At 50.3% G+C, this 23275-nt stretch carries 15 protein-coding genes; 14 read left to right on the top strand and 1 reads right to left on the bottom strand.

Features of this window, described 5'->3' with window-relative positions:
- Positions 1 to 6 precede the first annotated feature (6 nt).
- Positions 7 to 216 carry a hypothetical protein gene (locus tag H6G45_RS02460; RefSeq protein ID WP_190596269.1) on the bottom strand — a complete coding sequence of 70 codons (210 nt, stop codon included), beginning with the start codon at positions 214 to 216 and terminating at the stop codon, positions 7 to 9.
- Between H6G45_RS02460 and smc the strand changes: the two genes are divergently transcribed.
- The 14 genes from smc to rpoB all read left to right on the top strand — a co-directional run bounded on the left by smc (position 215) and on the right by rpoB (position 23201).
- The gene (gene smc, locus H6G45_RS02455; RefSeq protein WP_190596267.1) at positions 215 to 3817 is read left to right on the top strand and encodes a chromosome segregation protein SMC; all 3603 of its coding nucleotides are present in this window, start codon (positions 215 to 217) and stop codon (positions 3815 to 3817) included. The genes H6G45_RS02460 and smc overlap by 2 nt on opposite strands.
- 344 nt (positions 3818 to 4161) lie before the next feature.
- On the top strand, positions 4162 to 5193 hold the full coding sequence (gene hemB, locus H6G45_RS02450) for a porphobilinogen synthase (RefSeq protein ID WP_190596429.1): 1032 nt from the start codon (positions 4162 to 4164) through the stop codon (positions 5191 to 5193).
- Positions 5194 to 5227: 34 nt separating this feature from the next.
- Positions 5228 to 6304: a GTP-binding protein gene (locus H6G45_RS02445; RefSeq protein WP_190596265.1), complete on the top strand. Its 1077-nt coding sequence runs from the start codon at positions 5228 to 5230 to the stop codon at positions 6302 to 6304.
- A gap of 87 nt (positions 6305 to 6391) precedes the next feature.
- On the top strand, positions 6392 to 6997 hold the full coding sequence (folE, locus tag H6G45_RS02440) for a GTP cyclohydrolase I FolE (protein WP_347338238.1): 606 nt from the start codon (positions 6392 to 6394) through the stop codon (positions 6995 to 6997).
- Between the two features lie 42 nt (positions 6998 to 7039).
- Positions 7040 to 7816, top strand: a complete 777-nt coding sequence (locus H6G45_RS02435; protein ID WP_190596261.1) for a GTP-binding protein — start codon at positions 7040 to 7042, stop codon at positions 7814 to 7816.
- A complete protein-coding gene (locus H6G45_RS02430; RefSeq protein ID WP_190596259.1) occupies positions 7813 to 8625 on the top strand; it encodes a metallophosphoesterase family protein in 813 nt (270 codons plus the stop codon). Before H6G45_RS02435 ends, H6G45_RS02430 begins: the two co-directional genes overlap by 4 nt.
- Positions 8626 to 8683: 58 nt before the next feature.
- Positions 8684 to 9418, top strand: a complete 735-nt coding sequence (locus H6G45_RS02425; protein ID WP_190596258.1) for a metallophosphatase — start codon at positions 8684 to 8686, stop codon at positions 9416 to 9418.
- Positions 9415 to 11181 (top strand): SWIM zinc finger family protein, encoded by a 1767-nt coding sequence (locus H6G45_RS02420; RefSeq protein WP_190596255.1) that lies wholly within the window; start codon positions 9415 to 9417, stop codon positions 11179 to 11181. Before H6G45_RS02425 ends, H6G45_RS02420 begins: the two co-directional genes overlap by 4 nt.
- A gap of 39 nt (positions 11182 to 11220) precedes the next feature.
- Positions 11221 to 13491, top strand: a complete 2271-nt coding sequence (locus H6G45_RS02415) for an ATP-dependent helicase (RefSeq protein WP_190596253.1) — start codon at positions 11221 to 11223, stop codon at positions 13489 to 13491.
- Between the two features lie 93 nt (positions 13492 to 13584).
- Entirely contained in the window at positions 13585 to 14382 is a 798-nt protein-coding gene (locus H6G45_RS02410) for a DUF6816 family protein (RefSeq protein ID WP_199309538.1), read from the top strand.
- Positions 14379 to 18497, top strand: a complete 4119-nt coding sequence (locus H6G45_RS02405) for a PAS domain S-box protein (protein ID WP_190596251.1) — start codon at positions 14379 to 14381, stop codon at positions 18495 to 18497. Before H6G45_RS02410 ends, H6G45_RS02405 begins: the two co-directional genes overlap by 4 nt.
- Positions 18498 to 18592: 95 nt before the next feature.
- The gene (rpsT, locus tag H6G45_RS02400) at positions 18593 to 18886 is read left to right on the top strand and encodes a 30S ribosomal protein S20 (RefSeq protein ID WP_190596249.1); all 294 of its coding nucleotides are present in this window, start codon (positions 18593 to 18595) and stop codon (positions 18884 to 18886) included.
- Positions 18887 to 19021: 135 nt separating this feature from the next.
- On the top strand, positions 19022 to 19807 hold the full coding sequence (locus tag H6G45_RS02395; RefSeq protein WP_190596246.1) for a TatD family hydrolase: 786 nt from the start codon (positions 19022 to 19024) through the stop codon (positions 19805 to 19807).
- An 85-nt stretch (positions 19808 to 19892) separates the two neighbouring features.
- Positions 19893 to 23201, top strand: a complete 3309-nt coding sequence (gene rpoB, locus H6G45_RS02390) for a DNA-directed RNA polymerase subunit beta (protein ID WP_190596244.1) — start codon at positions 19893 to 19895, stop codon at positions 23199 to 23201.
- Positions 23202 to 23275 lie beyond the last annotated feature (74 nt).

Raw genomic sequence — 23275 nt, 5'->3', positions numbered from 1 at the left:
CCATATTTATTTGAGCGCAAATTGGGAAACTTGCCCCCCATATATCTTCGTCCAGTGCACAGTGCCCTCACCAAAGCCCTCCCTCTGAATTAGTCCGTGGGCAATTTCCGTCGGACGGCGATCGCCAAGCATCGTATATTGGGCATATATTGAGCCGTTGGGCCTTGCCACTGTCAGGATTGGAAGGGCCTGAATTACCCCGTCCCCAGCCTCCATGGTTTATGTCAAGCGCATCGAACTATCCCATTTCAAGTCCTTTGGGGGAACCACCGCCATTCCTTTTTTGCCGGGGTTTACGGTGGTGTCTGGGCCCAATGGTTCGGGCAAGTCAAATATCCTCGATGCGTTACTGTTTTGTCTGGGGTTAGCCACGTCCAAAGGCATGCGAGCTGAACGACTGCCGGATTTGGTCAATAACACCTTCAAGGGGAAGCGGGGCAGTTCCGAAGCCAGTGTGTCGGTTACCTTTGAGCTGCATGATGGGGAAGCATTATCTGAGCAAGAGTCCAACAATAATGGCAACGGCAATGGAGCGAACATTTCCAAAGAGTGGACTGTTACCCGCCGCCTCAAGGTGACCAAAGGGGGCAATTACTCCTCCAACTATTACATCAATGGAGAGCCGGCCACCGTGGCGGAACTCCATGAACAGTTGAATGAACTACGCATTTACCCCGAAGGTTACAACATTGTCCTCCAGGGGGATGTGACCCGCATTATCACCATGAACTCGAAGGAGCGCCGGGAAATTATTGACGAGTTGGCGGGGGTAGCGGAATTTGACCGCAAAATTGTCAAAACTAAGGAGACTTTAGGCGAGGTCCAGGACCGGGAGGAGCGCTGTCAAATTATTGCGACGGAATTGGAGCGTACCTTGGAGCGGTTAGCTGCTGATCGCCAGAAGGCGGAAAAATATCAGGCTCTACGGCAACAGGTACAGGAAAAACAAGGGTGGGCCAAGGTTATTCAGTACAAAGCGGTGGAGCAACAACGGCAAAAATTATTGGGGCAATTAGAGCAGGATCAACAAAAATCTACTCAAATTCAGCAAGCCCTGGATCAACGCAGTCAAGCTATTCAAACCCAACAAATAGAGTTAGAAAAGCTCAATGCCCAGGTCAAGGCTCTGGGGGAAGAGGAACAATTGTCCGTGGCGGCCCAGTTAGCAACCCAAAAAGCCCAACGGGATCAACTACAGCAACGCTACAACGACGGCGATCGCCAAATCACCGATCATCAACAGCAGGTGGGGAAAATTCAGGCGGAAATTAGCCAGAGTCAACAGCAGTTTTTGCAAATTCAACAGGAAAAATCCTTCCATAACACCCAAACCTTGCCCCAACTGGAAGCCGTCGTGCAAACCAGTCAACAGCACCTGGAGCAACTCCGGCATCAATCCCAGGCGATCGCCTCTGCCTCAGAAGCTTGGGTGCAGGAACAAACCCAGCTCAGCCGCACTGTCAACCAATTACAAGATGAACTAATCCCCCAACGCAGTCAGTTGGCCCAGCTAGAAGAACGCCAACAACAATTGCTGACTAATTTGGCCGAGTTGACCCCTCTATTGGCCAAGGTTTCGGGAGAATTGGCAGAAAAACGGGTTGCCCAAGGGCAGTTCAACTCCGAGGGGGAAGCCTTAACCAGCCAAATTCAAGCCCTGGCCAGCGATTTGGCCCAACTGGAACAGGAACGGAGTTTACTCCAGGAAACCCAAACCCGTTTGCTCAAAGAACAACAGGAAAAGCAACGGCAATTGGACAAATTAGAAGCGGCCAGCCAAGCCCAGCAAGAGGTGCAGGGGACCTACGCCACCAAAGTGATTTTGCAGTCGGATTTGCCTGGGGTCTGCGGCTTAGTGGCCCAGTTGGGTCAGGTGGAGCCCCAGTATCAGCTAGCGCTGGAAATTGCGGCCGGGGGACGCTTAGGCTTTTTAGTGGTGGAAGACGATGGCGTGGCGGCGGCGGGTATTGAAATCCTCAAACAGGCTAAGGCCGGCAGGGCCACCTTTTTGCCCCTTAATAAAATTCGTCCCCCCCGTGGTCAAAATCCCAATCTCAGTTATGCCCAGGGTTACATTGATTTGGCCGTAAATTTAATCGACGGCGATCGCCGTTACGCAGACATTTTCGCCTTTGTTTTTGGCAACACATTGGTTTTTGATAGCTTGGTTAACGCCCGCAACCACCTCGGCAAACATCGCATTGTCACGCTGGAGGGGGATTTACTAGAAGCCAGCGGGGCCATGAGTGGCGGCAGTCGTAATCAACGCTCAGGGCTACGGTTTGGCACCATGGTCAGTGAGGATACGGCAGAAGTCAAACAATTACGTCAACGGTTACAGGACATTCACCAGATCCAGGGTCGTAACGAGGAATTATTACTAGAAAGAACCGTTCGCAGTAAGCAATTAAGCCAACAACTGCTGGAAATGCGGCAACAACAAAGGGAAGTACAACTCCACGGCGAGCAAACGGAACGGGACATTACTCGCCTTAGCCAACAGCAAACAGAAATTAACCAACAACAAATTAATCAACAGCAAAAGCTAGCAGAATTACAGCAAAATTTAGCTTTGTTGCAACAATCTTTGCCGCCCTTAGAACAACAGCTAGCCTCCGCCCAGCAACAGTTGGCTGCTTTGGAAACTTCCCAAACCCATCAACAATGGCAAACTATCCAGGGCCAAATTCGCACCGTGGAAGCAGAGTATCAAAATCAACTGCAAGCGTTACGCCAGGGGGAAGACCACCTCAAAGATTTACATAACAGTAGCCAACGCCTAGAGGAAAAAATTAGCCAAGCCCAGGAAAAAATTGCCCAACACCAAGCCCAGGATCAAACCCTTGCCCAGGAACAGGAGCAGTTAAAAATAGCTTTGGCAGAAATGAATGCGGCTATCCAAACCACGGAAACCCAGTTAGCAAAATTGTCGGAAAAACTGGGTAGTACGAAACAAGAACGGGACCAGTTAGAAACCCAACTTAATCAACTCCGTAGTCAACAGCAAGAACAGCAATGGCAGTGGGAAAAGCTACAAACTAATCAACAGGAATACCAGGAACACTTAACTCAATTACAAAATCAATTGGGAGAATTAGAACAAGATTTACCCGATCCCTGGCCGGAAATTCCCCTACTCCAGGACCGGGACGAAGCAAACTTGGATTTTGCCAATATTTTAGAGGAATTACAGCGCTCTATTCGCAACGGACAAAAGCGTTTGGAAGCTATGGAACCAGTGAACATGCTGGCGTTGCAAGAGTATGAAAAAACCGAAGCCCGCCTAGGGGAATTGTCCGAAAAATTACAAACCATTGCGGGGGAACGGACTGAATTATTGCTCAGAATTGAGAACTTTACCACCCTACGTCGTCGTTCTTTCCAAGATGCTTTTGATGCAGTCAATAAAAACTTTCAAATTATTTTTGCCGAGTTGTCCGACGGGGATGGCTATTTACAGTTAGACGATGCGGAGGATCCTTTTAACGGTGGCTTGAATCTAGTGGCCCATCCCAAGGGTAAACCAGTGCGTCGCCTCAGTTCCATGTCCGGTGGAGAGAAATCCTTGACTGCGCTGAGTTTTATTTTTGCCCTGCAACGCTACCGCCCTTCTCCCTTTTACGGCTTTGATGAAGTGGATATGTTTTTGGATGGTGCCAATGTGGAAAAACTTTCCAAAATGGTCCGCAAACAGGCCCAACAAGCTCAATTTATTGTGGTGAGCCTCCGTCGTCCCATGATTGAAGCGGCGGAACGCACCATTGGGGTGACCCAGGCCCGGGGGGCCCATACCCAGGTTTTGGGCATTAAGTTGTAGCTTCGTTTAAATGTAGTACAAAAGTCATTGTTCAAACAATCTGGCAAAACCATTGGGTTTGATTTGCTCAACAAGACCTACGTCAATTTGCTGCGCCAATGGCTAGATTGAAGGAAACCCGGAGGACGGCGATCGCCAAGTTAATGAATTTTGCTTGGGTCGGAGCAGTGGGATTTATCCCTGGGTAAATAGGGAAAATTTTGGGGCTCAAACCCCTTCCAGTTCAGGGCTTTATCAAGGGAGCAATCAACCTGGGTTCCTATTTAAGAGTCACTGCGGTATCATCAAAATGATAATCATTATCATTTCTGTTGCCCATGACTCCCAGTGCCCCAGCCATTGCTATGCCCGTTCAGGCTTCTTCAGTGGAATCTCCTGTCCCTTTATCCATCACCCAAAGACCGAGGCGATTACGACGGACGGGCACCCTACGGCGTCTGGTACGGGAAAATACCCTCGGAGTGGAGGACCTAATTTACCCCCTCTTTGTGACGGAAGGGCAAGACTTAGAACAGGAAGTGCCTTCCATGCCCGGCTGTTACCGCTACTCATTGGATCGATTATTAGAGGAAGTTCGCACCGTTTGGCAATTGGGCATCGGGGCGATCGCCTTATTCCCTCTCATTGATGACCACAAAAAGGACAATGGTGGCACCGAAAGCTACAATCCCCAGGGGTTAATTCCCCGGGCAATCCGGGCCATCAAGGAAACTTGTCCAGACATAATTGTCATTGCCGATGTCGCCCTTGATCCCTACAGCAGTGAAGGCCATGACGGCATTGTAGCCAATGGCCAAATTCTCAACGATGAAACCGTAGCAGTATTGGTCAAACAGGCCCTGATGCAAGCGGAAGCCGGAGCCGATTTTGTCGCCCCCTCCGATATGATGGACGGCCGCATTGGAGCTATTCGTCGAGCCTTGGATGCGGAAGGCTGGATCAATGTCGGCATCCTAGCCTACTCCGCCAAATACGCTTCTGCTTATTACGGTCCCTTTCGGGATGCTTTGGATTCCGCCCCCAAATTTGGTGACAAGAAAACCTATCAAATGGACGGGGCCAATGGTAGGGAGGCCCTCAAGGAAGTGGCTTTGGACATTTGTGAAGGGGCGGACATGGTAATGGTTAAACCCGCCTTGGCCTATTTGGACGTTATTTGCCGGATTAGATCCCATACTAATTTACCAGTAGTAGCCTACAACGTCAGTGGGGAATATGCCATGGTCAAAGCGGCGGCGGCTAGGGGCTGGATCGACGAAAAAAAGGTAGTGCGGGAAACCCTCATCAGCATGAAACGAGCAGGGGCAGACTTAATTTTGACCTATTTTGCCAAGGATATTGCTCAGCAATTACACACTAAGCGGATTGAATTTTAAACGGTTGCCATCACCATTTATCGATATTTTAATCATGAATAATTCCTCACCGTCAGACTTAATTATCCCCAAAAGAGGCTTGCCCGTTACTATCATCACTGGCTTTTTAGGTAGCGGTAAAACCACCCTACTAAATCATATTTTGAATAATAATCAAAATCTCAAAATTGCAGTTTTAGTCAATGAATTTGGTGATATCGACATTGATAGTCAATTACTGACGTCCGTTGATCAAGACATGGTTCAACTTAGTAATGGCTGTATTTGTTGCACCATTAATGATGGTTTAGTGGAAGCGGTTTACAATGTGCTAGAAAAAAATCAATTGATTGATTATTTGGTCATTGAAACCACAGGAATTGCCGATCCTTTGCCGATTATGTTAACGTTTTTAGGGACAGAACTAAGGGACTTTACCCACTTAGATTCTGTAATTACCCTAGTGGATGCCTCGGAATTTACCGTAGATCATTTTGAGAGTGAAGCCGCCCTCAAGCAAATTATTTATGGGGATATTATTCTTCTCAATAAATCTGATTTAGTTAACCCAGATAGTCTTTATCAGTTGGAATTTCAAATTAATGAAATCAAAGAAAATGCTCGCATTGTCCGTTGTCAAAATGCGAAAGTGCCCCTGGGGTTACTCTTGGATGTTGGTTGCAACTACAAAGACATTTATCAAGGGTTAATTGAAGAAGAAATTGAGCAAAACCAACGGGATCAGGAAGATCCTGAGCATCATGACCATGGCCATGACCACCACAACCATGAACACCACCATCACCACTCATCCCACTTAGATAATGATGGCTTTATTTCCATTTCTTACTATAGTCACCGTCCTTTTTTGTTGGCAGAATTTCAAAATTTTCTGGAAAATCTTTCCGGTAATGTTTTCCGAGCCAAGGGATTACTTTGGTTTCTTGATAGTCCCAATAAATATATTTTTCAACTCAGTGGTAAACGCTGCACGTTAGAAGTTGAAGAATGGCAAGGTTCTGCACCGGGTAATCAAATCGTCTTCATCGGTCGGGATCTTAACCGGGACGACCTTTACCAACAGTTAGAACTCTGCTATCCCAGTCCCGCTACCTTGGCAAGTTTGACTTAAATTGCCGAATTTTACCTTTATCCAATTATTTTTTTATCATCCATGACTGCTTTAATTCCTTCCCAAAAACTTACCGCTAACCAAACAATTTCCGCCCTTCCCACCCAAGCTAACCCCCCCGTTTCTGAAGCGGAAATGCAGGCCGCTGTTAGAACATTACTGTTGGGCATGGGGGAAGACCCTGACCGAGAAGGTCTCCGGGACACCCCTAAACGGGTAGTTAAAGCGCTGAAATTTTTGACCTCCGGTTATCAGCAGTCTTTGGACGAACTTTTGAATGGGGCCGTTTTCAGTGAAAATGCGAATGAAATGGTATTGGTCCGGGATATTGATCTTTTTAGTTCCTGTGAACATCATATTTTGCCCATTATTGGCCGGGCCCATGTGGCATATATTCCCAATGGCAAAGTGATTGGCCTGTCAAAAATTGCCCGTATTTGTGAAATGTATGGCAGAAGACTACAGGTTCAGGAACGCCTAACGGCCCAGATTGCCGATGCTCTACAGGGGTTACTACAACCCCAAGGGGTGGCGGTGGTGGTGGAAGCAACCCATATGTGCATGGTAATGAGAGGGGTACAAAAACCTGGTTCATGGACAGTGACTAGTTCGATGCAGGGAATTTTTGCTGATGATGCCAAAACCCGCCATGAGTTTATGAACTTAATTCGCCACAGTCCTTCTTTCCACTAGCTTTTTCCTTTCTTCTGTCCTTGATATTTTTGAACACTTTTTATGCGATCGCCTTCCTTAATTGCTGTTGCCGGGCCGCCGGGGACGGGAAAAACCACTTGGATTACTGAACAATTGCAAAACATAGCTTGCCCAACTTTTTATTTTTCCCCAGGATTGGGGCCAATTTCCGTTGATCTGGCTCGCATTAACTATACATTTCCCGCTGTGCAAATCATTACTGGCGATTGGGGAGAGTCCTGGTTAGCCAATGTCCCCCCGGAGGCGGTGGTTTACTGTGAATTGGGCTTTCATCTTGATTTAAATTCAGCCCAATTTGGCCCTTTGCCCTATCGTCGTGTGGCGGTATTGCCCCCTTCTTTAAAGGATTCGGAATGGCATGGTTGGGCCGACGAGATTATCCCCGGTAATGATCTTTCCCCAACTAATCCAGAGTCTTTGCCCAATTTATGGCGATCGCCGTTAACGGGAATTGTTTTTGATCCCCCCAGTCTAGAGATGATTCTCACGGAATTAACCGGGGGAGCCTACGGGGAACTACAACGGTTAAAGGGAATTTTTGAAATGCCGGACGGTCGGGCTTTTTACATTGATTTTGTCCAAGGACTGACGGGGATTGAATACACCGAATTACCCCTGGAGCCTTGGTTGGAGGGTCATCCCCAACGTTTCAGTGGCATTGAACTAGCGGGCTGGAACCTAAATCAGAAATTGATTGCCGATACCCTCCTGGAAGGATGCCTAGCCGATGAAATTCTGACCCATTACCAGCAACAGTACAAAAACTTTAATCCCCTAGAGGAGGCGATCGCCGGATGAAACTTGCCGTTATTTCCTGTATCCATGGTAATTTTGAAGCCCTCAACGCCGTTTTATCGGACATTGATCAGCACAAAGCCGACCAAATTTATTGCCTGGGGGATTTAGTGGGCTATGGTCCCTACCCCAATGCGGTAGTAGAAATGATCCGCTCCCTCGATATTCCCACTTGCCAAGGCTGTTGGGACGAAGACATTGTGGAAGGTCTCAATGCCTGTGAATGTAGTTATCCTTCCGTACTGGCAGAAAACCGGGGTCGAGCGGCCCACGAATGGACGAACAATGTCATTCACCCTGAAGTGAGGGAATATCTAGCCACCTTGCCCCTAACTATGCGGGAAGAAAACCTTTGTTTTGTCCACGGTAGTCCCAACAGCCAGCACGAATATTTACTGCCCAGCATGGATGGTTTTGCCGCCTTGGAAAGGGTTTTAGCCACAGAAGCCGATGTTCTATTTTGTGGCCATACCCATGTCCCCTATGTGCGGAATTTAAAGGGGGGAACCATTTCTGTGCGGGTTGCCCAGAGCGCAGAAGGTAAGGCAGATCAACAATTCACCACGCCCCTGAAACGGATTATCAACGCTGGATCCGTGGGGGAACCTCGCCATGGCAGACCCAATGCCACCTATGTTTTGTACGACACGGATAGCCAAGCTGTAACTCTGCGGGAAGTGCCCTACGACTATCAACGCACCTGCGCCGCCATTATTGAGCAGGGATTACCCCCAATTTTTGCTTGGCGATTGGCCCAGGGACTGGAATTTGCAGAACGGGCCGACGATCCCAGTCATGTCTGTCAACGTTGATAAAAATTCATCCTTAATCATAGAAATTTCAAGGCGGATTCCGGCATAAAGAAAAATAATGATCAACAGTTATTGGGCTATTTGTAGTGGCATTGAGGGAAATTTAGCGGCCTATGAGGCAGTGTTGGCCGATATTAAAAGCCAAAGTGATGCCATCACTGATTTCTATATTCTGGGGGATTTTGTCGGTTTACAGGGTGATAATCGGGCTGTTATTGACCGCATCCAGTCTCCCAGGGCTGATGAATTAATTCCCCAAGTTTGTCTCGGTTGGTGGGAAGAACAGTGCTTCAATCTCCACGGCCTGCAGGGTTCCCTGGATGCACCAGAATTAGTTGCTGAAGTAGGCACCGATGGGGCTAAATTGCTCTGGGAAAGTATCAATTGGGAACTAGTACAATGGTTGAGAACCCTCCATTTTGGCTTCCATGAATTGGATTGTTTACTTATTCACGGTAGTACGGTGAGCTATGCCGATGAACTGACCCCGGAAACCGCCCCCATTACCCTCTGCGATCGCCTAATTCGGGCCGATGCCAATAACCTTTTTTGTGGGCGATCGGGGTTAATGTTTGAGTGCTGGGTGGAGCCTCAACAATTACACTCCCAGGTGACCACCCTAGATGGCCCCCAACCTCCCCAGGATCAAGGAAAATCCCCCCGGAGAATTGTGGGAGTTGGCAATGTTGGTCGGAAACAGGGCCAGAGCAGTTATGTGCTGTACAATCCCGCTACGGATAAGGTTAAGTTTAACAAAGTAAACTACAAGCCCATGACAGCAACTAGAGCATGACTGATTTACCTCAAATCTCGGAACAGCACATTGCCGATTGTTCTACTATTCAAAGCTTTCAGAGGGGAGCAGACTATTTTCAACAGGGGGCAGTGGAATCCTTAATAAAACGGGGAAATTTAATCACAGCCCAGGTCAGAGGAAGCTATATTTACGATGTTTGTATTAATTTCGAGGGGAATAATGTTATCTCAACCCAGTGTAGTTGTCCCTATAAATATGGAGATTGGTGTAAGCATATTGTTGCCACTCTTTTAAATGTCTGTCGTTGTCCCCACACCGTTCAGGAACGACCAAGTTTACCGGAATTGTTAGGGGATTTAGACAAGGAAAAGATTATAGAAATTATGATAGCTCTGGTAGGAAAAGAACCAAAATTACTCAATAAAATTGAAAAAATAGTTCGCAAACAATATATAAAAAAAGTTGAAAACAATATCTTGATCGACACTAATTATTACCGTGGACAGATACGAGATGCCATTCGGGAAACAGAAATAATGGTAAGTGAATATTGGGAAGGAGAAGATGAAAGTGAGTTACCCTGTGAAGAAATAGTTGATTTGATTGATGAAGTCCGAGATCTAGGACTTGGCGAAAGATTGGGGGAGGCGATCGCCGCTTTAACGGTCATTACAGAAACCTGTGTACGAGAATGGCCAACATTGTACGAATACGGCATTTATGGCTATGACATCTATGATCAAATAAGCGAGCTATGGGCTGAACTAATTCTCGCCGCCGACTTTTCCGATTTAGAAAGGGGTAAATTATCTCGTTCATTGAAGAAATGGCGCGAAAGAGGGGAACCGGACTATGACCTGGCCACTCTGGCGATCGCCGAAATGTGGGAACTACCTGCATTGCGGAAAGTATTAGCGGCCCCGGGTCAAAGGGTAAACCTAACCCCAGAGGAACAAGAAAGCCTAGACACCCCGCTACTAGCAGTACGTCTAGAGGTGCTCAAAAAACAAAAAAAATACGAAGAATATCTTGCCCTAGCAATGGCGGCGGGAGCTATTACAAATTTTTTGAGGATGTTAGCTTACCTCGACCGGGTTGAGGAAGTAATGGCCAATGCTGACCAAATCGAGAATGGACAGCAAGCTTTGCAAATAGCAGAGGGCTTAGTGGAAGTGGGCGCTATGGCCGAAGCCATCACCATTGCCCGCCTAGGATTGACCTTAAAAGGAGAGGATAACTACGACTACGAATTGCTCAAATTGATCGCCGAACTGGCCAGGGAAACTGAACAGCCGGAGTTGTATTTAGCAAGCTTGTTGAAGGCAGTACAAGTTCGGCCCTGCTTGGCCGATTTTCACCAATTAGTAAAAATCGCTGGGGAAGACTGGCAATTTTTGAAAGATGACCTATTTGAGCATCTACTCAACCTTGATGATGACTGGAGCTACAGTACTAGGGCAGAACGGATCAGAATTTTCTTAGCCAGTGATTATGTACGAGGGGCAATGGTTCTGGCTAGCCAATTGGATCGTTGGGAGCAAGAGCTTTTGCGCCAGGTGATGTTGTTAGCTTTAAAATCTAACCCCCAATGGGTTATAGACAATGGCGTTCCCCGGGCGGAGGAAATTATGGATTCAGCACAGTCAAAATATTACGATCGAGCGGCTGAATTATTGGCTCTGGTCAAAAAAGGCTACGAAGCAATGGATCGATCGCCTGAATGGCAAAACTATCTGGGCCAACTGATGAAAGCCCATAGCCGCAAACGAAATTTAATTCCCCTTTTGCAAGGTTTATAAAACTCTCACCATTCGACTTCTGACCCAACGGCGATCGCCATGCATCAAACTTCCCTAAACCTAGAGCAACTACGCCAAAGTTTACGCAGTAGTCAACGACCCTTGGCGGATTGGCAGGGGGGAGAAATGGCCGTTTCCGCCGTGCCCGGGGCCGGCAAATCCCATAGTCTTTCTGTAGCGGCGGCGATCGCCATTGCCCACCATGGTTTACATAACCAAGAAAAATTACTGATTGTTACCTATACCCGTTCAGCGGCGGCAGCCATCAAAGGAAAAGTTAACCAGCGTTTACAGGCCCTGGGCTTGCCTAGCTTGGGGTTTGCGGTGCAGACCCTCCATGGTTTAGCCCTCAGCATTGCCCTCCGCCATCCGGAAATATCGGGGCTAGACCCAGAACAACAGACTCTAGTCTCTCCCCAACGGGGCCATCGCTTGATCAAAGATGCGGTGGAACAATGGCGACGGGAAAACCCTAAAACCTACCAAGCCCTGGTGGAAGCGGGAAATTTTGACGGGGAAACCACGGAAACTCTGCGGCGGCAGGCGGTACTGAGCACGGAAGTTTTACCCGAATTGACCAAAATTGTGGTGGCAGAAGCAAAAAGTTCTGGCCTTTCTCCCCAGGATGTGACGGATATGGGTCGCATTGCCCCCGGTAGTGAACTCCTGTCCATGGGAGCTGGTTTGTTTAAACATTACCAAGCCCTGATGGCAGCGAAGAATTGGATCGACTATAACGATATGATTTTGGCCGCCCTGCGGGTGCTACAAGACCCCCACCTTTGCCGCCAGTGGCAGGAACAATTTTTTGGCGTTTTTGAAGATGAAGCCCAGGACTCCAGCCCTCTCCAGGAAAAATTGTTGACCAAATTGGCCCAAAACGCCAACGGCACCATCCGTTTAATCCGAGTGGGAGACCCCAACCAAGCCATTAACTCCAGCTTTACCCCCGCTGACCCCGTATATTTCAATCAATTTTGCCGGCGGTGCCAGGCCCTAGGCAGTTTTGCCACCATGGACCAGGCCGGGCGTAGTAACTTGCAGGTGATTGCGGCGGCTAACTTTTTACTGGAATGGGTTAACCAAGATTGGCAAACTCGGTTTAGTGGCCCCAAGGCGAATACCACTTTACCTTTCCGTCCCCAAGCCATTCGTCCAGTGGAACCGGGGGACCCCCAACCCAATCCTCCGGCCACCGATGGGGGGGTGGAAATTCATTTTCCCCAGGATATTAACCAGGAAGTGGAACAAATTCGCCGTCGGCTAGTACCTCTGTTGTTGGCTAATCCCCACCATAATGCGGCCATCTTGGTACGGGAAAATCGCCAGGGCAGGTTCGTGGCCGATCGCCTGAAGGATGTGGAAAAAGATGGTGGTCTGAAGGTTTTGGACGTGGGGGACCAAGACCGTAACTCCCGCATCCCAGGGGAAATCCTGAGTCTCTTACAATTCATTGACCGTCCCCATTCCCCCGATCTACTCAAAGCCACATTGACGGTGTTGCAGGAGCGGCAACTAATTCCCACCCAGGATTTAAACGCCTTGGCCGCCGTGCCAGAACAATTTCTCTACCCCACCCCCCTAATGTCGCCCCTATCCTCCTTGGCGGTTTCTGCCCAGGGCCTCTGTCGTAGTTTGCTCAAAGCCCGCCTGGAACTGCCGGCCTATCAATTGATTGCTTTTTTGGGTCTGGCCCTCAACTATGACAGCTCAGATTTAGCCACCCTACAAAAGTTGTCGGAACGTTTACAGGTACAAACCCAGCCGGAACGATCGTTAAAAAATTTGCTCAGCGCCCTCCACACCATTGCCAACGACGAACAATTTGAGGCGATCGCCAGCGACAGTGACGAAAAGTACACCAGACCAGGACAAATCACCATCATCACCATGCATAAAGCGAAGGGATTGGATTGGGACTATGTCTTTTTGCCCTTTTTGCACCAGGACACCCTCCCCGGTGATCTATGGGTACCCAAAGGAGGACAATTTTTGGGCCAGTTTACCCTAGCGGAGGTGGCCCGGGCCCAAATTCGCACCGTGGTACACCATCGTCAACAACAAAAAGCCGGGGCGATCGCCTTGCCGGTCACCGCCACTGCTTGGCAAGAAGCCCGCCGCCTCAAGGAAGCAGAGGAATACCGATTGCTCTACGTAGCCATGACCAGGGCCAAGCGTTTACTGTGGCTATCCGCCGCCCAGGAAGGGCCCTTTGCCTGGAACCAAATGCAAGCCCGCCAATCCCCCCGTTTACGCGCCAAAGAACCGTCCCGAGCCCTATTGGCTCTGCAAAAGCGCTTCGGTTCCTAGTTCCTAGGGGAAAGACTATAATCGGATCCAAAGGGCATTGGCGGCCACGGCGATCGGTCCAAACCCTTACCCAATATCGGTTTTGGTAAATTTTTGTCTAGATTTTTCGTCCGCTTAACAGTGCTATTTTTGTGCAATTTACTCTGGCTAGTGGCCGCCAGGGCCCCTGCTGGGGCGGAATCACTCCCCGATCGATGGGATGCCTATCCCCAGTGGTCTAATTTGCCCATCCTGGAACAGAGAAAAGGAGAAATTCGTTATCCGGAATGGTTTGCCGGCACTTGGCAGGTCACCAGCACCCTTACCGAACAATTAGCCCCCCTGGCCCCGGACATCGTTAGTCCTGGCTTTGCTAAGAATGGGGCCTACCTGGAACAACCAATTAAATTTCCAGTCAGATTCATTGACCAAACTCCCCTGCCAGAATTTAACTGGGCCCTGTCGGATTTGGTCAACAACACCCCAGTTATTGTGCCCGATCGCCGTTTTAATGCCGAAGCCATCACCCAGGCCTATTTGGGTAAGGATGGAGAAGATATACATATTACTGTCCAGGTTAAAGAACAACCCAGTCCCCGCCTAGTCACCGTTTTTCCCCAACATCAACGACTGGTCTCCACCGTCCTTGGTTATAGCCAAAGCAGCCCCGACCCAGACCACTTCCTCGCCACGGAATTAACCAATCAACAATTTATTGCCGGTGGCACCCAGTACCTCAACCAAGTGGAAACCACCACCGCCTACTACCACCTAGGCCCGGGCAAAATTAGCGCCAGCCAAGTCACCGCGGTTTATTTGTCCCCCACTGACCCCGATTACTTCGCCGCCGGCCACCACCCCATTGCCCTCTATCGCTATGAACTTACCCTAGAAGCTCTGCCAGAACCATGAATTTTGCCGTCACTCCCAGGGAGACCATTGCCAGGGCCATTCAATGGTCCTGTCTTTGTTTGCCGGGGGAGTTGAGTGCGGCGGAAGCCCTGAACCGTTGGCACTACCACCATGGCCAACACCCCTGGGAGCCTGAGGTAGAGACCAAGGCTTTTCCCCCCTGGACTTTGGTGCTAGATAGCCATGGTCAACTGTTGGGTTTATTACCGGACTGGCAATTGGCCGCCGCCCTTTGGACTGAACATTTTTCCCCGGCGATCGCCTTGGCGGAAATCTGCTTACCATGCTCCCTGCGACTGGACTTGGCAAAGTTACCTAGTCTGGGGGAAGTGATGCAGATTTTTGCCACCTGGGGCCACGGCTGGGACGTCATCCCCGTGGTGGATCGACAACATCAAACCTGGGGCTTGTTGAGCGTTGGCAATCTCATCCGCTCAGTAAATCTTTGTCAATTGTGGCAAAGTCTTCCCCTCCAGGTGACGGCCTCTCCTCCCCTTTGCCTAGGGCCAGAAACCACTTTGGGGCAATTGGTCCGCCATTGTTTCGAGCAGCAAATTTCTGGCTTGCCGGTGGTCTATTCCTCCCCTCTACTACCCACCGCCACCACCCGCATTCCCTTGGGGAATATCAGTCTCAGCCATTATTTTAGGAGCCCCAACTATGGCTCTCTCGGTTTGGATAATCCCATCGGCCCAGACCTCAGCCCCACTTTTCCCCTCTGTACCATTAACCAAACCTATTGCCATGCCAGGGAGCTACTCCGCCGGCAGAATGATGATTATGTGATCGTCACCGATATCAGTGGTGCTTTTGTTGGTTGGGTAGGACCCCAGCAATGGCTTGCCACTCTCCAACCGGACGTTTTACTGGAGGCTCTGCAACGGGAAATGGAAATGCCCCGCATTGTCCAGCATTTGGAAGCCCGCATCGTTTGGCAACAGCAACAGCAACAACGTAACCAGCATTTAATCCAGAAACTACTCAGCCATAACCCCAATCTTATTTACCTCTACGATCTGATCAAAAATGAAATCGTCTATCTCAATATCCCCTCCACATTGGTAAACGGGGAGTCCGCTGGAGCATCAATTCCCAACCCCATGGTTGATGCCGGCCCCTGGCGGGATCTCTTACTCCCCCCTGGTTACTTTTCGCGGCAAGAATTGGTGGCACTCGAAGCCCACGAGAAAAAGGAATTTAGCTTTGAATTTACCGATGCCCGGCGATCGGTACACTACTTCACGGTGGAAATTTCCGCCTTTGAAATTGATGGGGGCGGTCAAACGAGCAAAATCCTCTGCTTGGCCCAAGACGTTAGCCAAGGCAAACGGGCAGAAGCGGCACTCCATACCAAGGAACAACAATTGCAAACCTTGGTGAATACCATTGCCGATGGCATTATCATTTTAAATAACCGTGACAAGGTAATCTACGCCAATCCCATGGCTTGCCAGATGTTTGGCCTCAGCGAGGAGGAGTTTTTACAATCCCAACTGGGGCTGTCCAACCAAGGACAAACGGAAATTGGCATTAATGTTTCCCCGGAAGAGGAAGGGGTGGGGGAAATTAAGGCTGTGCCCATCCATTGGCAGGGGGAAGATTGCCGCTTGGTAACGGTGCGGGATGTGACCGATCGCCAACGGGTGCTGAGGAAACTGCGGGACAGCGAACAAATTCACCGCACTTTGTTGGAGGCCTTGCCCAATCTGGTTTGGCGACTTTCTTCCACTGGAGAGGTGTGGGAGTGTAATCAACGGACCTTGGCTTATTTTAGTCGCCGGGGTCGAAAAATTTTGGGTAACACTTGGCAGCAGTTTATTGAGCCGGGGGAACGGGAAACGGTGCAAAGGCAGTGGGGTCAAGGCATCGCCGCCCAGCAATTCTTTCAGTTGGAATGTCGCCTGTGGAGAAATGATGGTCAGTACCGTTGGCACCTGTTGCAGGTATTGCCCCTCCAGGACCGCTTTGGCAGTATCAATGGTTGGCTGGCCAGCAGTACGGACATCGATGATTTGAAAGAGGCGGAAAAGGCCCTCCGTAACCAGGCCCAACAGGAAAAACTGTTATCTTCCATCAGCCAGAGAATTCGGCAGTCCCTCAAGCTAGAAACGATTTTGCGCACCACTGTGACGGAAGTGCGTCGCACCATCCACGCTGACCGGGTGTTAATTTACCACATCCAAGAAGATGGTCTGGGCATCACGATCGCCGAATCGGTGGTCAATGGGCAACCTTCGGTGATGCAAATGGACCTCAGTCCCGCAAGCTTCCCGGAGGAATGCTACCAACGATACCTCAACGGTTACATTTATGCTTCCCACGATCAATTACCGGAGTGTGCCAGTAATTGTGCCGTGCAATGTTTCACCGTGGCGGAGTCCCAATCCAGAATGGTAGCCCCCATTGTTTTTGACCATAGTCTTTGGGGATTACTAATTGTGCACCAGTGCTCCACTACCCGCACTTGGCAAACGGCAGAAATCCAATTAATGCAAAGCCTCGGTAACCAATTGGCGATCGCCATTCAACAATCACTACTGTACGAACGCCTGCAAGAGGAGCTATCGGAAAGACAAAGGGCCGAACAAAAACTGTTGGCAGTCAACCAACTGCAAAAAGGCATTTTTGATGTGGCCAACTACATGATTATCTCCACCGACGGCGAGGGCTTGATCAGTACTTTTAATCGCACTGCGGAGGAGATTTTGGGCTACACAGCGGCGGAACTGATTGGCCAACAAACCCCCCTCATTTTCCATGATCCGGAAGAAATGGCCAGCCAAGCCGCCCAGCTTTCCCAACAGCTAGGGCAAACCCTCCTGCCCAATTCCATCGACATGTTTGCCATTCCCGCCATTCAATGGGGCGTTTATGAAAGGGAATGGACCTACATCACCAAAACTGGCGATCGCCTACCGGTGTACATCTCCATCACCGCCCTGAGGGATAACCAGGGGAACGTGGACGGCTTAGTGGGGGTAATCACCGACCTACGGCGACAAAAGCAAATTGAAATAGAGCGACAAAACCTGGATTTTGTGGTCAAAAATAGCACCGAGCTCATTGTCATTACCGACCTAGAGCAAAGGGTGACCTTCCTCAACCAAGCAGGGCAATCACTAATGGGCCTAGAAAACTTGGAAGCTGCCCAAAGCACCTATCTAAGCGAATACGTGAGTCCCGAGTACCTCAATTTTTGGCAAACAGAAATCATTCCCCAGGTATTCCGTGCCGGCGCTTGGGAGGGGGAATTCAGTCTGCAACATTACCAAACTGCTGCCGAAATTCCCGTCACCGCCTCCGTGTTTCTCCTCCAGGATGGCAACGGCCAACATCCGGCCAACCTGGTGGCGATCGTCCACGACATCACCCATATCAAAAATGCTGAAAAGCGTATTTTGGCTGCCCTGGAAACGGAAAAGGAATTGGGGGAATTGCGTTCCCGGTTTATTTCCACCACGTCCCATGAATTTCGTACTCCTTTGGCAATTATCAGTTCCTCCACTGGCATCTTGAAAAAATATTGGTCAAAATTGGATGGGCAAAGGCGCGGCCAACACCTGGAACGCATCCAGGAAAGTGTTCATCATATGGTAGAACTACTGGACGACGTGCTCACCATTAACCGGGCGGAAACTAAGTATCTGCCATTTGAGCCCCAACTCCTAGATTTAGTCGGCTTTTGTCAGGGCATCACCGATGAACTCCAGGGCAGTACGGAATACCATTGCCTGTTATTCAGCTATGATGGCCTTGGGGCTGGGGAAACCGTCGCCTTTGACCCCAAATTGTTAAGGCAAATTTTGACCAATCTCCTTGGTAATGCGATCAAATACTCTCCCCACGGCCACCAGGTGGAATTCCATCTCCAACGGCGGGGGGACGATGGCGTTTTTTCTGTCCAGGACTACGGTATTGGCATTGCCCCTGAAGAAATACCCAATTTATTTGATAGTTTTTACCGGGGCACCAATGTTGGATCCGTCCCTGGAACCGGCCTGGGGCTGCCCATTGTGAAAAAATGTGCCGAACTCCACGGTGGTGCCATCACTGTAACCAGCCAATTAGGCCAAGGTAGTCGCTTTGAGGTGGATTTACCCCTCTGGTACAGTTAGGCAACCATTGTCGTGGTGTCCCCAAACTGTTAGAATGACAATTCTGATCTTTGTGAACCCACCCTTTTTACAGTTACGTACCTTAGAGAGCAACCGTGGCTAATATTAAGTCCGCCCTGAAGCGCATCGAAATTGCTGAACGCAACCGACTCCAGAACAAAAGCTATAAGTCGGCCATCAAAACCCTGATGAAAAAAACCTTTCAATCGGTGGAGGCCTACACCAATGACCCCAATCCTGACAATCTTGATACGATCAACACCAGTATGTCCGCCGCTTTCAGCAAAATTGATAAGGCGGTGAAATGCAAGGTAATCCACAAGAACAATGCAGCCCGCAAAAAGGCTCGCCTAGCCAAGGCCCTCCAAAGCGCCCTGCCGGCTGCCTAGGCACCGTCCTTCCCCCTGGGGAAGTTGGTAATTGCGGGTAGTTTTGGCCGATTGTATTGACCAACCGGTATTCTCGCTGGGGACAGCCTCTGGTTTTTGGTTACTTGGACGATCGCCCACGGCATTAGGGGAACTATGCATCTAGTTGATACCCATGTCCACATTAACTTTGATGTTTTTGCGGCGGATTTAGACCAGTTACAGCGTCGTTGGCAGCAAGCGGGGGTGGTGCAATTGGTTCATTCCTGTGTGAAGCCCCAGGAATTTGACCAGATCCAAGCCCTGGCTGATCGTTTTCCTGAACTATTTTTTGCCGTGGGGCTCCATCCCTTGGACGCCCAGGATTGGCAAACTAATACTGCTGGGCAAATTTTTGCCTATGCCAAGGCGGATAGCCGGGTGGTGGCCATTGGTGAAATGGGTTTGGATTTTTTCAAGGCCGATAACCGTGACCATCAAATTGAAGTTTTCCGGGCCCAGTTGGCGATCGCCAGGGAATTGAATAAGCCGGTGATTATCCATTGCCGGGATGCTGCGGACACCATGCGCCAAGTGTTGACGAAATTTCAACAAGAACAAGGCCCTGTGACCGGAGTAATGCACTGCTGGGGCGGTAGTCCTGAGGAGACCCAATGGTTTTTGGACCTGGGTTTTTACATCAGTTTCAGTGGTACGGTGACTTTCAAAAAAGCAGAAGCTATCCAAGCCAGTGCCCAAATGGTCCCCCCCGATCGCCTGTTGGTGGAAACCGATTGTCCTTTTTTGGCGCCGGTGCCCCAACGGGGTAAACGCAATGAACCAGCCTTTGTCCGCCATGTGGCCGAGGCGATCGCCGCCCTACGCCATGTCCCCCCAGAAACCCTTGCCCAACAAACCACCGCCAATGCCCGCAACCTCTTTAAACTACCGGTGCCGGCCTAATCTGAGGGCATCGCCCCCCCGGTAACCTCCCCCCGGCCGTCCCTGACCCCAACCACCGCAATTTTCCGGAGACTTCTGAGCCACCATGACTAACCTTGCCACCACGATGTTGCCCGATTTAATCGAAATCCAACACGCTAGTTTCCACTGGTTTTTGGAGGAAGGTTTAATCGAGGAATTGAATAGTTTTTCACCGATTTCTGACTACACGGGCAAGCTAGAACTCCACTTTTTGGGCAAAGACTACAAGCTCAAACAGCCCAAGTACGACGTTGATGAATCCAAGCGACGGGATGCCAGTTACTCGGTGCAGATGTATGTGCCCACCCGTCTGATCAACAAGGAAACCGGGGAAATTAAGGAGCAAGAAGTCTTCATCGGCGATCTGCCCCTGATGACGGAACGGGGTACCTTCATCATTAACGGTGCCGAGCGGGTCATCGTTAACCAAATTGTGCGCTCGCCTGGGGTTTACTACAAAAAGGAACTGGATAAAAACGGTCGCCGTACCTATTCCGCTTCCCTGATTCCCAACCGGGGGGCCTGGCTCAAATTTGAAACCGACAAAAACGGCTTGGTCTATGTCCGCATTGACAAAACCCGCAAGCTTTCCGCCCAAGTCCTACTAAAGGCGATCGGTCTGAGCGATAACGAAATTCTCGACTCCCTCAGCCACCCAGAATTTTTCCAAAAAACCCTCGACAAAGAAGGTAATCCCACCGAAGAAGAAGCCCTGGTGGAACTCTACAAAAAACTCCGCCCCGGTGAACCCCCCACCGTCAGTGGTGGTCAGCAGTTATTGGAGTCCCGCTTCTTCGACCCCAAACGGTATGACCTGGGCCGAGTAGGGCGCTACAAACTCAACAAAAAACTCCGGCTCAATGAGGCGGACACCACCCGGGTGCTCACCCCCCAAGATATCCTCGCCGCCATCAACTATCTCATTAACCTGGAATTTGACGTTGGCACCACCGACGACATCGACCACTTGGGTAATCGTCGAGTACGCTCCGTTGGAGAGTTGCTGCAAAACCAAATCCGGGTGGGCTTAAATCGCCTAGAGCGTATTATTCGGGAGCGCATGACCGTCAGCGAATCCGATGCCCTCACCCCCGCTTCCCTGGTGAACCCCAAACCCCTAGTGGCGGCCATCAAAGAATTTTTTGGTTCCTCCCAACTCTCCCAGTTCATGGACCAAACTAATCCCCTGGCGGAGTTGACCCACAAGCGCCGGATTTCCGCCTTGGGCCCTGGAGGCCTAACCAGGGAGCGGGCCGGGTTTGCCGTGCGGGATATTCACCCTTCCCACCATGGTCGTATTTGTCCAGTGGAAACTCCGGAAGGTCCCAACGCCGGCTTGATTGGTTCCCTCGCCACCTGCGCCCGGGTCAATGATTATGGTTTCATCGAAACCCCCTATTTTCGGGTGGAGAGTGGTCGGGTCAGGAAAGATTTAGACCCCGTTTACCTCACCGCCGACGAAGAAGATGACATGCGGGTGGCCCCCGGAGACATTCCCACGGACGAAGAGGGCAACATCATTGGCGAATCCGTACCCATTCGCTACCGCCAGGAATTTTCCACCACCAGTCCAGAACAAGTGGACTACGTGGCCGTCTCCCCGGTGCAAATTATTTCCGTTGCCACCTCCATGATTCCTTTCCTGGAGCACGACGATGCTAACCGGGCCCTAATGGGGTCCAACATGCAACGGCAAGCAGTACCCCTGTTACGTCCTGAACGGCCCTTGGTGGGGACAGGCTTGGAAGCCCAGGCTGCGCGGGACTCCGGCATGGTGATTGTTTCCCGCACCCATGGCATTGTCACCTATGTGGATGCGACGGAAATCCGTGTACAGCCCCACTCCCCCGATAACCCCGCTGAGAAAGGGGACGAAATTGTCTACCCGATCCAAAAATACCAACGGTCCAACCAGGACACCTGCTTGAACCAACGTCCTCTGGTCTATGCCGGAGAAGATGTGGTGCCCGGGCAAGTGTTAGCGGACGGTTCCGCCACGGAAGGGGGAGAATTGGCCCTGGGACAAAACATTCTCGTCGCCTATATGCCCTGGGAAGGTTACAACTACGAGGACGCCATTCTGATCAGTGAACGACTGGTCTATGACGATGTTTACACCAGTATTCACATCGAAAAATTTGAAATTGAAGCCCGCCAAACCAAACTAGGCCCAGAGGAGATTACCAGGGAAATACCCAACGTGGGGGAAGATGCCCTCCGCAACCTTGATGAGCATGGCATTATCCGCATCGGTGCCTGGGTGGAATCCGGCGACATCTTGGTGGGTAAAGTCACGCCCAAAGGGGAAGCAGACCAACCTCCAGAAGAAAAACTACTGCGGGCCATTTTTGGTGAAAAAGCCCGGGATGTGCGGGATAACTCCCTGCGGGTACCCAACGGCGAAAAAGGACGGGTAGTGGATGTGCGGGTGTTCACCAGGGAGAAAGGGGACGAATTGCCCCCCGGTGCCAATATGGTGGTGCGGATTTACGTTGCCCAAAAACGAAAAATCCAAGTGGGGGACAAAATGGCCGGTCGCCACGGCAATAAGGGGATTATTTCCCGCATTTTGCCCATTGAGGATATGCCTTACCTCCCGGATGGTCGTCCCATCGACATTGCCCTTAATCCCCTGGGGGTTCCTTCCCGGATGAACGTAGGCCAGGTATTTGAATGCATGCTGGGATGGGCCGGGGAAAACCTTGGTGTACGCTTCAAAATTACCCCCTTTGACGAAATGTATGGGGAAGAAGCATCTCGGGATACGGTCCATGGCCTGTTGGAAGAAGCGTCCCAACGCCCCAACAAAGACTGGGTCTTTAACCAAGACCATCCCGGCAAAATTCAAGTGTTCGATGGTCGTACCGGAGAGCCCTTTGACCGTCCCATTACGGTGGGCCAAGCCTATATGCTCAAACTGGTGCATTTAGTAGACGATAAAATCCACGCCCGTTCCACTGGGCCCTACTCTTTGGTTACCCAACAGCCTTTGGGGGGTAAAGCTCAGCAGGGGGGACAACGGTTCGGAGAAATGGAAGTGTGGGCCCTGGAAGCCTATGGCGCTGCCTACATTTTGCAGGAACTACTCACCGTTAAATCGGATGATATGCAAGGCCGCAATGAAGCCCTCAACGCCATTGTTAAAGGTAAGAGTATTCCCCGCCCCGGTACACCAGAATCCTTCAAGGTATTAATGCGGGAACTGCAATCCCTCGGCTTGGACATTGCTGCCCACAAGGTACAACTGTCTGAAGATGGTGAAAGCGCTGACGCAGAGGTGGACTTAATGATCGACAGCCAGCGTCGGGCCCCCAATCGCCCCACCTACGAGTCCCTCCACACCGAAGAGGATTTGGAAGAAGAAGAAGTCTAAAACGGCGATCGGAGCACAGGAAACAGTGAACAGTGTCTTACCCCCTGCTAACTGCCAACTGCTTCCTGATACCT

The organism is Synechocystis sp. FACHB-383, from assembly GCF_014698605.1.
In the GTDB taxonomy this organism is placed as follows: Bacteria; Cyanobacteriota; Cyanobacteriia; order Cyanobacteriales; family Microcystaceae; genus Synechocystis; species Synechocystis salina.
This window is presented reverse-complemented; position numbering and strand designations above follow the sequence as displayed.

Coding starts and splice junctions, on each gene's coding strand:
- smc (WP_190596267.1), top strand. CDS start 215: ATGGTTTATGTCAAGCGCATCGAACTATCCCATTTCAAGTCCTTTGGG.
- H6G45_RS02460 (WP_190596269.1), bottom strand. CDS start 216: ATGGAGGCTGGGGACGGGGTAATTCAGGCCCTTCCAATCCTGACAGTG.
- hemB (WP_190596429.1), top strand. CDS start 4,162: ATGCCCGTTCAGGCTTCTTCAGTGGAATCTCCTGTCCCTTTATCCATC.
- H6G45_RS02445 (WP_190596265.1), top strand. CDS start 5,228: ATGAATAATTCCTCACCGTCAGACTTAATTATCCCCAAAAGAGGCTTG.
- H6G45_RS02435 (WP_190596261.1), top strand. CDS start 7,040: ATGCGATCGCCTTCCTTAATTGCTGTTGCCGGGCCGCCGGGGACGGGA.
- H6G45_RS02430 (WP_190596259.1), top strand. CDS start 7,813: ATGAAACTTGCCGTTATTTCCTGTATCCATGGTAATTTTGAAGCCCTC.
- H6G45_RS02425 (WP_190596258.1), top strand. CDS start 8,684: ATGATCAACAGTTATTGGGCTATTTGTAGTGGCATTGAGGGAAATTTA.
- H6G45_RS02420 (WP_190596255.1), top strand. CDS start 9,415: ATGACTGATTTACCTCAAATCTCGGAACAGCACATTGCCGATTGTTCT.
- H6G45_RS02415 (WP_190596253.1), top strand. CDS start 11,221: ATGCATCAAACTTCCCTAAACCTAGAGCAACTACGCCAAAGTTTACGC.
- H6G45_RS02405 (WP_190596251.1), top strand. CDS start 14,379: ATGAATTTTGCCGTCACTCCCAGGGAGACCATTGCCAGGGCCATTCAA.
- H6G45_RS02395 (WP_190596246.1), top strand. CDS start 19,022: ATGCATCTAGTTGATACCCATGTCCACATTAACTTTGATGTTTTTGCG.
- rpoB (WP_190596244.1), top strand. CDS start 19,893: ATGACTAACCTTGCCACCACGATGTTGCCCGATTTAATCGAAATCCAA.